Origin of the sequence: Sphingomonas adhaesiva, assembly GCF_036946305.1 — a bacterium.
Taxonomy (GTDB): Bacteria; Pseudomonadota; Alphaproteobacteria; order Sphingomonadales; family Sphingomonadaceae; genus Sphingomonas; species Sphingomonas adhaesiva_B.
In genome coordinates this window covers 130,784-144,737 of record NZ_JAQIJJ010000004.1, presented here as the reverse complement: position 1 = coordinate 144,737, position 13,954 = coordinate 130,784, and the positions used below count along the sequence as shown (strand labels likewise).

At 69.3% G+C, this 13,954-nt stretch carries 13 protein-coding genes and 1 pseudogene; 12 read left to right on the top strand and 2 right to left on the bottom strand.

Going from position 1 to position 13,954, the window contains the following annotated elements; translation table 11 throughout:
• The first annotated feature begins 97 nt into the window (after positions 1-97).
• From PGN14_RS07120 to PGN14_RS07085, 8 genes and pseudogenes are all read left to right on the top strand, one after another.
• Positions 98-854: pseudogene (locus PGN14_RS07120) on the top strand (phosphatidate cytidylyltransferase).
• Positions 851-2,008, top strand: coding sequence for a 1-deoxy-D-xylulose-5-phosphate reductoisomerase (locus PGN14_RS07115; protein ID WP_335298777.1), 1,158 nt, complete (start codon positions 851-853; stop codon positions 2,006-2,008). The pseudogene PGN14_RS07120 and the gene PGN14_RS07115 overlap by 4 nt, the downstream one beginning before the upstream one ends.
• Complete coding sequence (locus PGN14_RS07110) at positions 2,005-3,138, top strand: M50 family metallopeptidase (protein ID WP_335298776.1); 1,134 nt, start codon at positions 2,005-2,007, stop codon at positions 3,136-3,138. Before PGN14_RS07115 ends, PGN14_RS07110 begins: the two co-directional genes overlap by 4 nt.
• Before the next feature lie 121 nt (positions 3,139-3,259).
• Positions 3,260-5,920 (top strand): outer membrane protein assembly factor BamA, encoded by a 2,661-nt coding sequence (gene bamA / locus PGN14_RS07105; RefSeq protein ID WP_335298775.1) that lies wholly within the window; start codon positions 3,260-3,262, stop codon positions 5,918-5,920.
• Positions 5,920-6,576: an OmpH family outer membrane protein gene (locus PGN14_RS07100; protein ID WP_335298773.1), complete on the top strand. Its 657-nt coding sequence runs from the start codon at positions 5,920-5,922 to the stop codon at positions 6,574-6,576. The genes bamA and PGN14_RS07100 overlap by 1 nt, the downstream gene beginning before the upstream one ends.
• A 38-nt stretch (positions 6,577-6,614) precedes the next feature.
• Positions 6,615-7,067, top strand: coding sequence for a 3-hydroxyacyl-ACP dehydratase FabZ (gene fabZ / locus PGN14_RS07095; RefSeq protein ID WP_443019489.1), 453 nt, complete (start codon positions 6,615-6,617; stop codon positions 7,065-7,067).
• A 97-nt stretch (positions 7,068-7,164) separates the two neighbouring features.
• Positions 7,165-7,395, top strand: a complete 231-nt coding sequence (gene rpmE / locus PGN14_RS07090; protein WP_066485170.1) for a 50S ribosomal protein L31 — start codon at positions 7,165-7,167, stop codon at positions 7,393-7,395.
• A 407-nt stretch (positions 7,396-7,802) separates the two neighbouring features.
• Entirely contained in the window at positions 7,803-8,168 is a 366-nt protein-coding gene (locus PGN14_RS07085; protein ID WP_335298771.1) for a hypothetical protein, read from the top strand.
• Here the strand turns inward: PGN14_RS07085 and PGN14_RS07080 are convergent, their stop codons facing one another.
• Positions 8,169-8,609 (bottom strand): RidA family protein, encoded by a 441-nt coding sequence (locus PGN14_RS07080; RefSeq protein WP_335298770.1) that lies wholly within the window; start codon positions 8,607-8,609, stop codon positions 8,169-8,171.
• Between the two features lie 123 nt (positions 8,610-8,732).
• Between PGN14_RS07080 and PGN14_RS07075 the strand changes: the two genes are divergently transcribed.
• The 4 genes from PGN14_RS07075 (at position 8,733) to mdoH (ending at position 13,517) form a co-directional block, all read left to right on the top strand.
• Entirely contained in the window at positions 8,733-9,362 is a 630-nt protein-coding gene (locus PGN14_RS07075; RefSeq protein ID WP_335298769.1) for a cytochrome b, read from the top strand.
• Between the two features lie 41 nt (positions 9,363-9,403).
• Positions 9,404-10,159, top strand: a complete 756-nt coding sequence (locus tag PGN14_RS07070; protein WP_335298767.1) for an SDR family NAD(P)-dependent oxidoreductase — start codon at positions 9,404-9,406, stop codon at positions 10,157-10,159.
• Positions 10,160-10,224: 65 nt separating this feature from the next.
• Complete coding sequence (locus PGN14_RS07065) at positions 10,225-11,706, top strand: glucan biosynthesis protein (protein ID WP_335298766.1); 1,482 nt, start codon at positions 10,225-10,227, stop codon at positions 11,704-11,706.
• A 5-nt stretch (positions 11,707-11,711) separates the two neighbouring features.
• Complete coding sequence (gene mdoH, locus PGN14_RS07060) at positions 11,712-13,517, top strand: glucans biosynthesis glucosyltransferase MdoH (protein ID WP_335298765.1); 1,806 nt, start codon at positions 11,712-11,714, stop codon at positions 13,515-13,517.
• 68 nt (positions 13,518-13,585) lie between these two features.
• Here mdoH and PGN14_RS07055 read toward each other — a convergent pair whose 3' ends face one another.
• Positions 13,586-13,822 (bottom strand): hypothetical protein, encoded by a 237-nt coding sequence (locus PGN14_RS07055; protein ID WP_335298764.1) that lies wholly within the window; start codon positions 13,820-13,822, stop codon positions 13,586-13,588.
• Between the last annotated feature and the right edge of the window lie 132 nt (positions 13,823-13,954).

The window sequence follows — 13,954 nt, the reverse complement described above, 5'->3', positions numbered from 1 at the left end:
GTAGTTCCTGCGTATGACCGATCCGGCGCCGTTCCCGCCCACCCCGCCGCTCACCCCCGATGCGCCGTTGCGCACGCCGTCGAACCTCAGGCTGCGGATGATCGCCAGCGTGGGGATGATCGTGGTGGCGAGCCTCGCGCTATGGCTGGGCGATATCGCCTTCTGGCTGCTGACGGTCGTGGTCGCACTGTTCATGATGGCGGAATGGGCGGATTTGCAGAAGGTACCGCCCAAGACCAAGCGGCTGGCGCAGTTCGCGCTCAGCGTGCCGCTGGCGACGATGGCGCCGGCGTGGCTGGTGATCGAGCCGCATGATTTCTTCACGCTGGGCCTGATCGCGGGGGCGGCGTTCTTCGTCGTGATCGTCCACCCGGCTGCCACGACTGGCGCTGGGCGTGGTCTATTGCGGGCTGCCGGTGCTGTCGCTCGTCTTCCTGCGCCGGCACGACGACGGGCTGCTCCACGCCTTCTGGGCGATGGCGCTGGTGTGGGCGACCGATATCGGCGCGTTCTTCGCCGGGCGCTCGATCGGCGGGCCGAAGCTGGCGCCGCGGCTGAGCCCGAACAAGACCTGGGCCGGGCTGGGTGGCGGCGTGGTCGCCGCGGGGCTGCTGGGGTGGCTGCTATGGGCGGAGGCGGGGCTGCCCGCGCCGCTGGCGCTGATGTCGCCGCTGCTGGCGGTGCTGGCGCAGGCCGGTGACCTGTACGAAAGCTGGCTGAAGCGGCAGGCGGGGGTCAAGGATTCGGGCAATATCCTGCCCGGGCATGGCGGCGTGCTGGACCGGCTCGACGGGCTGGTGCCGGTCGCGCCGGTCGCCGCCTTCGTGGTTGCGACGACGCTGGTCTTCCCGTGAGGACGGTGACGATCCTGGGGGCGACCGGATCGGTCGGCACCTCGACGCTGGACCTCGTGGAGCGAGAGCCGGAGCGGTATCGCGTCCGTGCGCTGACCGCCAATGGCGACGTGCCGCGGCTGGCGGCGGCGGCGCTGCGGACGCGCGCCGAACTGGCGGTGGTGGCGGACGCGACGTGCCTGCCCGCATTGCGCGATGCGCTCGCCGGATCGGGGATCGCGACGGCGGGCGGCGCGGCGGCGGTGTGCGATGCCGCGGCATCGGGCGCGGACTGGACGATGGGCGCGATCGTCGGCTGCGCGGGGCTGAAGCCCGTCATGGCGGCGATCGAGCAGGGCGGCACGGTGGTGCTGGCCAACAAGGAGCCGTTGGTGTCGGCGGGCGATCTGGTCACCGCCGCGGCGGGCGACCATGGCGCGACGCTGTTGCCCGCTGACAGCGAGCATAATGCGATCTTCCAGTGCTTCGATGCTGCACGGCCGGAGAGCGTGCGGCGTATCGTGCTGACCGCGAGCGGCGGCCCGTTCCGCGACTGGTCGCTGGAGCGGATGGCGGCGGTGACGCCCGCGCAGGCGGTGGCGCATCCGAACTGGTCGATGGGCGCCAAGATCTCGGTCGACAGCGCGACCATGATGAACAAGGGGCTGGAGCTGATCGAGGCGGCGCGGCTGTTTCCGGTGCCGGCCGAACGGATCGAGATCGTGATCCATCGCCAGTCGGTGATCCATTCGATGGTCGATTATGTCGACGGCTCGATGCTGGCCCAGCTGGGGCCGAGCGACATGCGCGTGCCGATCGCGCATTGCCTCGCCTGGCCGGAGCGGATGGCGACGCCGATGGCGCCGCTGGACCTGATCGCATTGGGGCGGCTGGATTTCGAGGCGCCTGATCCGGTGCGGTTCCGCGCGCTGGCGCTGGCGCGCGCGGCGGTGGAGGCGGGCGGCGCGCGCCCCGCGATCCTGAATGCGGCGAACGAAGTGGCGGTCGCGGCTTTTCTGGCGGGTAACATCGCGTTTCTTGAAATCGCCGCAATCGTGGACGATACCCTGCAGCGCTACGACCCGGCCGCGCCGGAGACGCTCGACGCGGTGCTGGCGATCGATGCGGAGGCGCGCAGGATGGCCGGCGAGCGCGTGAAGGATTGCGTGCGTTGATCCAGACCCCGGGATTGTTGCTGACCGTCATCGCCTTCGTGCTGGTGATCGGTCCGCTCGTCTTCGTCCACGAAATGGGTCATTATCTCGCTGGACGCTGGTTCGGCGTGGATGCCGAGGCGTTCTCGATCGGCTTCGGGCGCGAGGTGGCCGGCTGGACCGACCGGCGCGGTACGCGGTGGAAGATCGGGTGGATGCCGCTGGGCGGCTACGTCAAGTTCGCGGGCGACATGAACCCGGCGAGCCAGCCGTCGGCCGAGTGGCTGGCGCTGCCCGCCGAGCAACGCCGGCGCACGTTCCAGGCCAAGCCGGTGTGGCAGCGCGCGATCATCGTCGCGGCGGGGCCGGTGATCAATTTCGTGCTGGCGATCGTGATCCTCGCGGGCTTTGCGCTCGCCTATGGCGATGCGCGCACCCCTGCGGTGGTGGGGATGGCGATGCCGGGCACCGCCGCGGCGTCGGCCGGTCTGCGCGCGGGCGACCGGGTGACGGCGCTGGGCGAGCGGCCGGTGACGACGTTCGAGGACATGGTTCGCTTCGTGAAGATCCGCGCGGGCGAGCGGATCCGCGTCGATTTCGTCCGCGACGGGGCGGCGCAGTCGACGATGGCGACGATCGGGACGCAGCGGCAGCGCGACCGCTTCGGCAACGAATATCGCGTCGGGCTACTCGGCATCGCGCCGGGTGCGCCGGTGATCCGTCCGGTCGGCGTGCTGGAGGCGCCGGTCGTCGCGGTACAGCGCACCGGGCAGATCGTCGGCATGATGGTGGAGACGATCGGCCAGATCGTCACCGGGCGGCGCTCGGTGAAGGAACTGGGCGGGCCATTGTCGATCGCGAAGGTCTCCGGCGAGCAGATGACGCTGGGCTGGGACGCGTTCGTGTTCCTGATCGCGCTCATTTCGATCAATCTGGGGTTCATCAACCTGCTGCCAGTGCCGATGCTGGATGGCGGGCACCTGTTCTTCTACGCGATCGAGGCGGTGCGGCGTCGTCCGGTGGCACCGGAAACGATGGAATGGGCCTATCGCGGCGGATTGATGGCGGTATTGGCACTGATGCTGCTGGTCACGTTCAACGATCTCGGCAACTTCGGATTGTGGCGTCACCTGGCCGGCTTGATCGGGTGACGAAGGTAAGGCAGGGCGGCGCGGCCCTCAACCGCGGCGGCTTCTCTCGGGTGGGATTCAAGTGACGGTGTCCAACGTTTCGACTTCGCGGGCGCGCGCCGCGGCCCTGCTGGGCTGCACGATGCTGGCCGGTACTCCGGCGATCGCATCGGCCCAGGCCGCGCGACCCCAGCCCGCTCCGGCGCGGCCCGCCGCGCAGGCGGCCCCGGCCGCGGTGCCCGCCGCGTCAGCGCGCACCATCACCTCGCTGCGCGTTGAAGGCACGCAGCGGATCGAGCCGGAAACCGCGCTCAGCTATACCAAGCTGCGCCAGGGCGTGCCGTACACCAACGAGACGCTCGATCAGGCGATCAAGGACCTGTACGCCAGCGACCTGTTCGCCGACGTCTCGATCTCCGGCGCGGAGACGGGCGACATCGTCATCCGCGTGCGTGAGAACCCGATCATCAACCGCGTGATCCTGGAGGGCAACAAGCGCCTGAAAGAAGACAAGATCACGAAGGAGATCCGGCTGAAGCCGCGCCAGATCTTCACCCGGTCCGCGGTGCGTGCGGATGTGGCGCGGATCATCGAACTGTACCGGCGCCAGGGTCGCTTCGCCGCGACGGTCGAGCCCAAGATGGTCAGCCTGGACCAGAATCGCGTCGACGTGGTATTCGAGATCAGCGAGGGGCCGAAGTCCAAGGTCCGCCAGATCAACATCATCGGCAACGAGGTGTTCGACGACGGCAAGCTGCGCGCGCAGATGGCGACCAAGGAAGCGCGCTTCTATCGCTTCCTGTCGTCGGGCACCTCCTACGACCAGGATCGCCTCGCCTACGACCAGCAGAAGCTGCGGCAATTCTATCTGACCGAAGGCTATGCCGATTTCCGCGTCACCAGCGCGGTCGCGGAGCTGACCCCCGACCGCAAGGACTTCATCATCACCTATGTGGTGGAGGAAGGCCCGCGCTACAAATTCGGCAAGGTGACCGTCGACAGCGACATCCGCGACTTCGACGGGAAGAAGCTGGCCGCCACGTTGCCGGTCAAGGAAGGCAATTGGTACAACGCCAAGATGGTCGAGGACACGGTCGACAATCTGTCCGAGACCGCGGGCCTGTTCGGCTATGCCTTCACCGACGTGAGTCCCGAGTTCCAGCGTGACCGCGACACGCTGACCATGTCGATCAACTTCCACATCGGCCAGGCGCAGCGCACCTATGTCGAGCGGGTCGACATCACCGGCAACGTGCAGACGCAGGACAAGGTGATCCGGCGCGAGGTGCGCGTCGCGGAGGGTGATGCGTTCAACAGCTTCCAGGTGAAGCGCTCGCAGGATCGCATCAACTCGCTCGGCTATTTCCAGGACAAGTTCGAGATCAAGCAGACCCCGGGCTCCGCGCCCGATCGCGTCGTGCTGGAGGCGAACGTCGAGGAGAAGTCGACCGGGCAGCTGCAGCTGTCGGCGGGTTTCTCCAGCCTGGAGCGGTTCATCATCCAGGCGAACATCACGCAGGAAAATTTCCGCGGCAAGGGGCAGACGCTGCGCGCCGGCGTGAATTATTCCAGCTATTCCAAGTCGATCGAGCTGGGCTTTACCGAGCCCTATATCTTCGATCGCAACATCGCGGTGGGCGTCGACGTGTTCCGGCGCGATTACAATGCGTTCAACTTCATCGGCACCAACCGCAACACCACCTACAGCCAGACCTCGACCGGGTTCCAGGTGCGCGCCGGCGTGCCGCTGACCGAATATTGGCAGCTCGCCGGGCGCTACAGCTTCTCGTATGACGAGGTCGGGCTGGACGAGGGGACCTTCTTCACCAACGGCGTGTGCGACCGGCTGCGCGCGGGCAATTACCTGTGCGATGCGCTGGGCAACCGGCTGACCTCCTCGGTCGGCTATTCGCTGATCTACGACAGCCTCAACAGCCGCCTGCGCCCGACCGCGGGGCAGCGCTTCGTCTTCAGCCAGGATTTCGCCGGGCTGGGCGGCGACGTGAAATATATCCGCACCCGCGCCGAGGCGTCCAAGTTCAAGGGGCTGGGCAGCGGGTTCGTCGCGTCCCTCACCGCGGAGGGCGGCTATATCCGCTCGCTGGAATCGTCGCGCGGGCCGGGGATCGACAAGGTTCGCATCACCGACCGCTTCTATCTGGGCGAGCCGCAGTTCCGCGGCTTCGACATTCGCGGCGTCGGGCCGCGCGTGCTGCGCCAGTCGTACACGACGGATTCGACCGGCAAGCAGATCCTGATCACCGATCGCGACCAGATCGTCGACGACGCGCTGGGCGGCAATGCCTATTACCTCGCCAAGCTGGAGCTGGAAATCCCGCTCGGCTCCGGCGCGCGCGAACTGGGGCTGCGGCCGTCGATCTATGCGCAGGTCGGCAGCCTGTGGAGCGTGACCCGCCCGCTGCCCACCGCCACCTTCCCGACGACGGTCGATGCCAACGGCAACACGATCGTGCTGCCGCTGCCGCAGACCAATGCCGCGGGACAGGCGCTCTACAGCTATGTCAACGCCGGCGGTGTACTGGTGACAACGACCTGCGCCGCGGGTATTCCGGACGCATCGGGGACGTGTAACGGCATCGTCCCCAACACCGCGCTGATCGCCAGCAACCCGTTCAAGGAAACCTTCTACGGCGGCTCGGCGCGGCCGCGCGTTTCGGTGGGCGTCGGCGTCAACTGGAATTCGCCGTTCGGCCCGCTGCGCATCGACCTCGCCAAGGCGATCGTCACGCAGCCGGGCGACGACCCCAAGCTCATCACGTTCAACGTAGGGACACAGTTCTGATGAAGACCTTGCACCACATTCTGCTCGCCGCCGCGATGATCGCGCCCGGCGCGCTCGTCGCCGGTGCCGCCACCGCGCAGGTGGGCGGCGTCGCCGTCGCCGATCCGGAGGCCGCCGTCGCCAATTCCAAGGCGTGGGCGACCGCGCGGACGCAGATCCAGACCACCTACAAGGCGCAGATCGACCAGGCGAACGCGCGTCGCCAGGCGATCAGCAACGAGTTGCAGCCGCTGGTGACCGCCTATCAGACCGCGGCGGCCGCGCCGGGCGCGACCGAGGCGTCGCTGCGCACGCAGGCGACCGCGATCCAGACCAGGGAGCAGGCCGGCAACGCCGAGCTGCAGCGCCTGACCGCGCCCGCCAGCCGTGCGCAGGCCTATGCGCTGGAGCAGATCTCCGCCAAGCTGCCCGACGCGGTGAACGCCGCGGTGCGCGCCAAGAGCGTCAGCCTGCTGCTGCGCCCGAACGCGGCGCTGTTCGCGCAGCCGACCGCGGACATCACCGCCGCGATCACCGCGGAGCTGGACCGCACCGTGCCGTCGGTCGGCATCACCCCGCCGGCGAACTGGCAGCCGGGCCAGCAGGGCCAGCAGGGTGCCGCCGCCCCGGCCGCGGCAGCCCCGGCGACCAACAACCGCGCCCCCACCGGCCGGTGAGCGAGGCGGGCAGCGAAGACGCAGCGTCGAACGGGGCGATCGGCCCGTTCGACGTCGCGCGCGTGATGCAGGCGCTGCCGCACCGCTATCCGATGCTGCTGGTCGACCGCGTCGAGGAGATCGTCCTCGACCGGTCGATCCGCGCGACGAAGGCGGTGACGATCAACGAAGGCTTCTTCCAGGGGCATTTCCCCGGCCGTCCGATCATGCCGGGCGTGCTGATCGTCGAGGCGCTGGCGCAGGCCGCGGGCGTGCTGGCGGTGGAGAGCCTGGGCCTCGCGGGATCGGGCAAGCTCGTCTATTTCATGGCGATCGAGAACGCCAAGTTCCGCAAGCCCGTGGAACCCGGCGTGCTGCTGTCGCTGGAGGTCGAGTTCGTCCAGAAGCGCTCCAGCGTGTGCAAGTTCGCCGGTGTGGCGAAGATCGACGGACAGGTCGCGGCGGAGGCGAACTTCACCGCGATGATCGCCGATCCGCCAAAAGCCGGCTGACGCGCGCATCATGCTTTGACTTTCGGCGCGCGCTCCTCTAGGCGCGCGCCTTTCCCTTTTGGCTGGTCGGAAACCAGCCGCGACAGGAGCTTGCGACGTGAAGAAGGACACTCACCCCGACTATCACATGATCAAGGTGCAGATGACCGACGGCACCGTGTACGAAACGCGCTCCACCTGGGGCAAGGAAGGTGACACGATGACGCTGGAAATCGACCCCCTGGCGCACCCGGCGTGGACCGGCGGTCGCGGCCAGGTGCTGGACAGCGGCGGTCAGGTGGCGCGCTTCAACAAGCGCTTCGGCGGCGGGCTCACGCTGCGCAAGTAAGCGTCGCGCCGCGATGCGACGAGGACCGGGTGGGGCGATGGCCGCGCCCGGTCTTCTTGCGTTCGGGGATGGTGGCCATAGCGGTTTTGGCGAGGTGCGGCCCGCCCAACCGGCTCTACCGTCATGCCGGACGTGTTCCGGCATCCATCGCGTCGGATGCGAACCTCTGCGACGTCCAAGTCTCTTCCGTTCCCCGGCGGAGGCCGAGGTCCAGTGAGGTGCGTTTTCCGTAACTTACGAGCCGATCGTTACTGGACCCCGGCGTCCGCCGGGGAACATGACGGTCTATCCGAGGCACGCGGGCCACCCTTCACGAAATTCCTACTGCTAGATAACGCTATTGCGACCTAATCGCATTTAACGTAGATGGCGTTCGGGGCGGCGAGCGATCGGAGCGGAACATGCGGATGGACGATCCCCGGCCCGGCAACGGTGTGGCCGAGTTGCTGAGTGCGGCGGCACGGTGCTGGCGAACGGCGCGCGACGGCGGGGCGCCGGTGCAACAGCGGCTGCATGCGATGCTGACGCGCCGCGGGTGCGGGATGCTGGCACCGGTGTTCGACAGCCTGATGGCGCTGTGCGAGGCGGCGCTGGGGCGGCGGATCGCGGTCGGCGCGGCGACGCTGTCCGACGACGAACGCCTGCTGATCGGGCTGGTCGACGGCACGCTGCCGCGGCGTGCGTGCATCGCCTGTCCGCGCGCGCAGGCGTCGGCGCTGGACTGCGCGATCTGTTCGACGCGGATCATGATCGCGCTGGCGATCGAGCCATGATCAGCGTCGCGGCGCGACCGCGATACACTCGATCTCCACGCCCGCGCCCATCGCAAGGCCGTTGACCCCGAAGGCGGAGCGCGCCGGCAGGCGGCCGGGCGTGAAATAGGTCACATAGACGGCGTTGAATGCGGCCCATTGCGACATGTCGGCCAGCATCACGGTGCATTTGGCCATATCGTCGAACCCGACCCCGGCCAGTCGCGCCGCCTGGCCGAGGTTGGTCATCGCGGCGCGTGCCTGCGCCGCCATTCCCTGCGGGATGGTGCCATCGGGCGCCGCGCCGATCTGCCCCGACAGATAGACGGTATCGCCCACGCGCACCGCGGGCGAGAAGGGCGCGCGCGAGCCGGGGCGCGACAGATGCTCGACGCGTGGCGCGTCCTGCGCGGCGACGGGGGTGGCGAGCAGGGCGAGGCAGGCGAGCGGGCGCAGGATCATGGCGAAATTTCCGGAGAACGTGTCGATTGCGCCGTTCAACCGCGCACCGCACCGCATGACAAGCACGATTGACGCGCGGCGCGCTTTGGCGGAGCAGGGGTGAAACGAACGGAGGCGCAACGAATGACGGGCGAGGGCGGGTATCGCGCGGTACGCTACTCCAATGTGGCGATCGTCCTGCATTGGGCGATCGCGGCGTTGATCCTCTACAATCTGGCGACGGGGCTGTTCGGCGAATGGCTGCCGCGCGGCGCCTTTGCCTTCCACATCTCCTCCGGCATCACGATCCTGGTGCTGACGGTGGTGCGGATCGTCTGGCGGCTGACGCATCGTCCGCCGCCATTCCTGCCGATGACGGGGGGCGAGCGCGCGCTGGCGCATGGCGTCCACGCGTTGCTGTATGTCGCGATGCTGGCGCTGCCGCTGACGGGCTGGGCGATGGTGTCGGCCAATCCGCCCGCCGGATCGGCCGGCGCGGCCTTTGCGGCGCAGGGCAAGCCGGCGTCGAAGCGCGGGCCGATCCTGATCTGGAACGCGATCCCACTGCCGCTGATCGCGCCGATCAACGACATCGGGCGCACGCCGGAGGGCGTGCCCGAGCAGCACGAACTGCACGAGCGGCTGGAGACGATCCACGGGCTGGGCGGCTGGTTGATGCTGGCGCTGCTGGTGCTGCATGTCGCCGGGGCGCTGAAGCACCAGTTCATCGATCGGCAGCGCGCGCTGGCGCGAATGGGGCTGGGACGCGCCTGATCCCGGAAGAAGAACAAGAACAAGAAGACGAGAGGATTGCCATGGCATTCGATCTGAGCGGACGCGTCGCGCTCATCACGGGCGGATCGTCCGGGCTGGGCGCGCATTTCGCCGAGCGCTTCGTGGCGGCGGGTGCCCGCGTCGCGATCGCGGCGCGGCGGGTCGACCGCGTCGCCGCGCTGGCGGAGCGGCTGGGCGACGCGGCGCTGCCGCTGGCGATGGACGTCACCGACGAAGCGTCGGTACGCGCCGCCTTCGACCAGGCGGAGGGCGCGTTCGGCACGGTCGACACCGTGATCGCCAATGCCGGGCAGAGCAATGCCGGGCGGGCGACCGATGTCGATCTGGCGGCGCTGCGCGCCACGATCGACGTCAATTTCCTGGGCGTGTTCCTGACCGCGCGCGAGGCGGCGCGGCGGCTGATCGCGGCAGGGGTGCGCGAGACGGGGCGGGGGCGGATGGTCCTGATCGGATCGATCACCGCGCACCAGACCGCGACCGGGGACAGCGCCTATGCCGCGTCCAAGGCGGCGGTGGCGCATCTGGGGCGCAATCTGGCGCGCGAATGGGTGCGCGCGGGCATCAACGTCAACGTGATCCAGCCCGGCTATATCCAGACCGAGATCAATGGCGACTGGTTCGAGACGGACGGTGGGCGCGCGCAGATCGCAGGCTTCCACCGCCGCCGCCTGCTGCCGATCGACGCGCTGGACGACGTGCTGCTGTACTTCGCCAGCGATGCCAGCGCGCACGTCACCGGCAGCGTGATCGACCTGGACGACGGGCAATCGCTCTGATCGTCCGGCCCGTCGCGGCGGGTTTTGCATCGCAACAAAGTGTCGTCTAGCCGGTTGGCAACGCCATGCTTCCGATCGATCGACGCTCCTTCATGACGGCCGGCGGTGCGCTGGCGCTGTCTCCCGTGCTGGATCGCGCCGCGCGCGCCGCCGACGCACCCTTTTCGTGGGAGATGGTGCAACAGCGCGCGGCCGCGCTCGCCCGACGCCCCTATCGCCCTGCCGAGCGGGTCGCCGCGGCGGAGGGCGTCGACTTCGACGCGATCGGCGCGATCCGCTTCCGCGCCGATCGCGCGCCGGCCGGCGGCATCCGGCTGTTCCCGCTGGGCAATGGCAGCACGACGCCGGTCGCGATCAACGTGGTGGAGAACGGCCGCGCGCGCGCGGTCGCCTTCTCGCCCGAGCTGTTCGAGGGCAAGGGGCCGGTGGCGCCGGGGTTCGCCGGATTCCGCGCGATGGAGCCGGGGCGGGAGAGCGACTGGCTCGCCTATCTGGGCGCCTCCTATTTCCGCGCCGCCGGGTCGCAGGACCAATATGGCCTGTCCGCGCGCGGCATCGCGATCGACACCGGCGTCGACGGGCGTGAGCAATTCCCGCGCTTCACCGACTTCTGGATCGAGCCGATCGCAGGCGGCGGTCATACGATCTATGCGCTGCTCGACGGGGAGAGCGTGACCGGCGCCTATCGCTTCGTCTCGCGCCGGGAGGGCGGGGTGGTGCAGGACGTGTCAGTCGTGCTCCACCTGCGGCGCGACGTCGCGCGGCTGGGGATCGCGCCCGCGACCAGCATGTTCTGGTATGACGATCGCGTCCAGCGCGGGGCGAGCGACTGGCGGCCGGAGATCCACGATTCCGACGGGCTGGCGCTGCTGACCGCGGCGGGCGAGCGGCTGTGGCGGCCGCTGCGCAACCCGGCGGCCCCCGTGACCGACAGCTTCGCGGCGCAGGACGTGCGCGGCTTCGGATTGATCCAGCGCGATCGGGCGTTCGACCATTATCAGGACGATGGCGCCTTCTACGATCGCCGGCCCGATCTGTGGGTCGAGCCGCAGGGGCGCTGGGGCGCGGGGAACGTGATGCTTTACGCCTTCCCGACGACGGGGGAGACGGTGGACAATGTCGCCGCCTTCTGGGTGCCGGCGGCGCCGGTGAAGGCGGGGCAGCGGCTGCGCTACGATTATCGCCTGCGCTGGACGTCGCAGGATCCCAGCGCCGATCGCGGCGCGCGCGTCGTCGAGGCGCGTGTCGGCAGCGCGGGGCGGCCGGGCGGTGCCGTGACCGCGGGCGCGCGCAAGCTGGTGGTCGATTATCAGGGCGACGGGCTGGTCGGGCTGACCCGCGACAGCGGGGTCACCGCCGACATCGTGGTGGCGCGCGGGCGCCTGCTGACCAGTGCCGCTTATCCGGTGGCGGGGCAGCGCGATCGCTGGCGCGTCACCGCCGATATCGCGCCGGAGGCGGGCGCCACCGCGGACGTGCGGCTGTTCCTGAAGCGCGGCGAGGCGGCGCTGGGCGAAACCCTGCTGTTCCCGCTCGACCTGACGTGACCTCCATGATCCGCGACCTGCCGCCCGAGGCGCCGCTGGCGATGCCGGTGCAGCGCTTCGACGGACCGCCCCCGCCCGACAGCGCGCCGCGCGATGTCGCCGGTGCCGGGCGGGCGCCCGACGACATGCTGGCGCGGCGCGTCATCCTGGTGCTGCTGACCGGGGTGGTGGCGGTCGCCGCGTCGACCGCGCTCAAGGAAGCGGTGCTGGCGGACGGGCTGGGCGTCGGCGACGTGGTGCTGCTGGCGACCTTCTTCCCGCTGTTCGCGCTGATCGCCTTCGGGTTCATCAACACCGCGATCGGCTATATCCTGCTGTCGACGGGGCTGCATCCGGGGTTCACCCCGGTGCCGCGCTGGTCGGAGCCGCTGGAGGGGCGCACCGCGATCCTGATGCCGGTGCACAACGAGGATATCGACGCGGTCTGCGCGCGCCTCGCGCATATGGCGCGCGCGATCGCGGCGGCGGGTGCGGCACCGGCGTTCGACCTCTTCATCCTGAGCGATTCCGCGCCCGATCACGAAGCGGCGGAGCGGGCCGCCTGGACGGCGCTGTCGGCGCGGCTGGAATGCGCGGTCTATTACCGGCGGCGCGAGCGCAACGTCGGGCGCAAGCCGGGCAATATCGCCGAATGGCTGCGGCGCTTCGGCGGTGCCTATGACTATATGCTGATGCTGGATGCGGACAGCCTGATGGGCGGGCGCACGATCATCGGCATGGCGCAGATCCTGGACCGCCGCGCCGATGTCGCGCTGCTCCAGACCGTGCCGCAGGTGATCGGCGCCCACACGCTGTTCCAGCGCTGGATGCAATTCTCCAGCCGTGCCTACGGCCCCGCCTCGACCGCCGGGCTGGTCTGGTGGTCGGGCGCGGAGGCGACCTTCTGGGGGCATAATGCGCTGATCCGCGTCGCCGCCTTCGCACAGAGCTGCGGCCTGCCCGAACTGCCGGGCAAGCCGCCGTTCGGGGGCACGATCATGAGCCACGACGTGCTGGAGGCCGCGCTGCTGCGGCGGCGCGGGTGGCGCGTCCATATGGTGATGGCGGACGAGACGTTCGAGGAATATCCGCCGACGATGATCGACGCGGCGGTGCGCGACCGGCGCTGGGCGCAGGGCAACCTCCAGCATCTGGGGCTGCTCCACGCATCGGGCTTCCACTGGATCAACCGGCTGCAACTGCTGCTGGGGGCGGCGGGGTATCTGGCGTCGCCGCTGTGGCTGTTGCTGATCGCGGTCAGCGTGGTGTTGGCGGTGCGCGGGGACCAGGGGCTGCTGTCGGACAATGCATCGGGCACGGTGCTGGCGGTGACGCTGGCGCTGCTGTTCGGGCCGAAGCTGATGGGCGTAATCCATGTCGTGCGCGACGCGCCGCGGCGGCATGCGCTGGGCGGCGGACGCGCGATCCTGCGCTCGGTGGCGGTCGACGTGCCGCTGTCGATCCTCGCGGCGCCGACGATCGCGCTGACCCAGACGATCGAACTGTTCGGCATCGCGCGGCAGCGGCGCGCGGAATGGCACCCGCAGAACCGCAGCAGCGACGGGCTGACGCTGGCGGAGATCATGCCGCGCTATCGCTGGCATGTAGGAGCGGGGGCGGTGCTGTTGCTGCTGTCGCCGCTGATGCCGGTGGCGGCGGCGTGGCTGGCGCCGGTGACGCTGGGATGGTTGCTGTCGCCGATGCTGGTGCGCTGGACCGCGAGCGAGGCGGCGGGGCGCTGGGCGGCGACGCGCCGCGTGTTCGTCACCGATGAAGGGGTGCGCGATCTGCAACCGGGTGCCGGGAGTGTCGCGGAGCCGAGCGTGCGCTAGGCACGGCGTCGGAAGGAAGAAAAGGTTGGGGAAGGGGCGGTTAGCTCCCCTTCCCCGGTCAGCACGTCTTAGTTGCTGTCCGAATCGTCGGCGATGATGACGATGCCGGCGACCACGGCGGCAGCCGCCAGGATCGCGACCAGCACGCCGCCACCGGCCAGCTCGTTCTTCTTGGCCGACGGAGCCGACGCGCGCGCCGACTTCGCGACCGACAGGCTGGCGGCGGGGTTCGCCGGAGCCGCCATCGCCGGAGCGGCCGCCATCGTGGCGGCGGCAGCGGCGAGCAGGTAGGTACCAAACTTCATGCTAACTCTCCCTGACAGGAGATGTTGCTCTCCCATGAATGCGATCATTGTGCAACGCCGCAACCGCCGAAATGGGGCAGTCTTGCGATGCCCGGCGGTTTTCACGGCATCGTCACATGTCGGCAAAGAAGA

Excerpts from the sequence above, each read along its gene's own strand:
- bamA (WP_335298775.1), top strand. The coding sequence starts at position 3,260 with ATGCTGGCCGGTACTCCGGCGATCGCATCGGCCCAGGCCGCGCGACCC.
- PGN14_RS07100 (WP_335298773.1), top strand. The coding sequence starts at position 5,920 with ATGAAGACCTTGCACCACATTCTGCTCGCCGCCGCGATGATCGCGCCC.
- PGN14_RS07085 (WP_335298771.1), top strand. The coding sequence starts at position 7,803 with ATGGACGATCCCCGGCCCGGCAACGGTGTGGCCGAGTTGCTGAGTGCG.
- PGN14_RS07080 (WP_335298770.1), bottom strand. The coding sequence starts at position 8,609 with ATGATCCTGCGCCCGCTCGCCTGCCTCGCCCTGCTCGCCACCCCCGTC.
- PGN14_RS07075 (WP_335298769.1), top strand. The coding sequence starts at position 8,733 with ATGACGGGCGAGGGCGGGTATCGCGCGGTACGCTACTCCAATGTGGCG.
- PGN14_RS07070 (WP_335298767.1), top strand. The coding sequence starts at position 9,404 with ATGGCATTCGATCTGAGCGGACGCGTCGCGCTCATCACGGGCGGATCG.
- PGN14_RS07065 (WP_335298766.1), top strand. The coding sequence starts at position 10,225 with ATGCTTCCGATCGATCGACGCTCCTTCATGACGGCCGGCGGTGCGCTG.
- mdoH (WP_335298765.1), top strand. The coding sequence starts at position 11,712 with ATGATCCGCGACCTGCCGCCCGAGGCGCCGCTGGCGATGCCGGTGCAG.
- PGN14_RS07055 (WP_335298764.1), bottom strand. The coding sequence starts at position 13,822 with ATGAAGTTTGGTACCTACCTGCTCGCCGCTGCCGCCGCCACGATGGCG.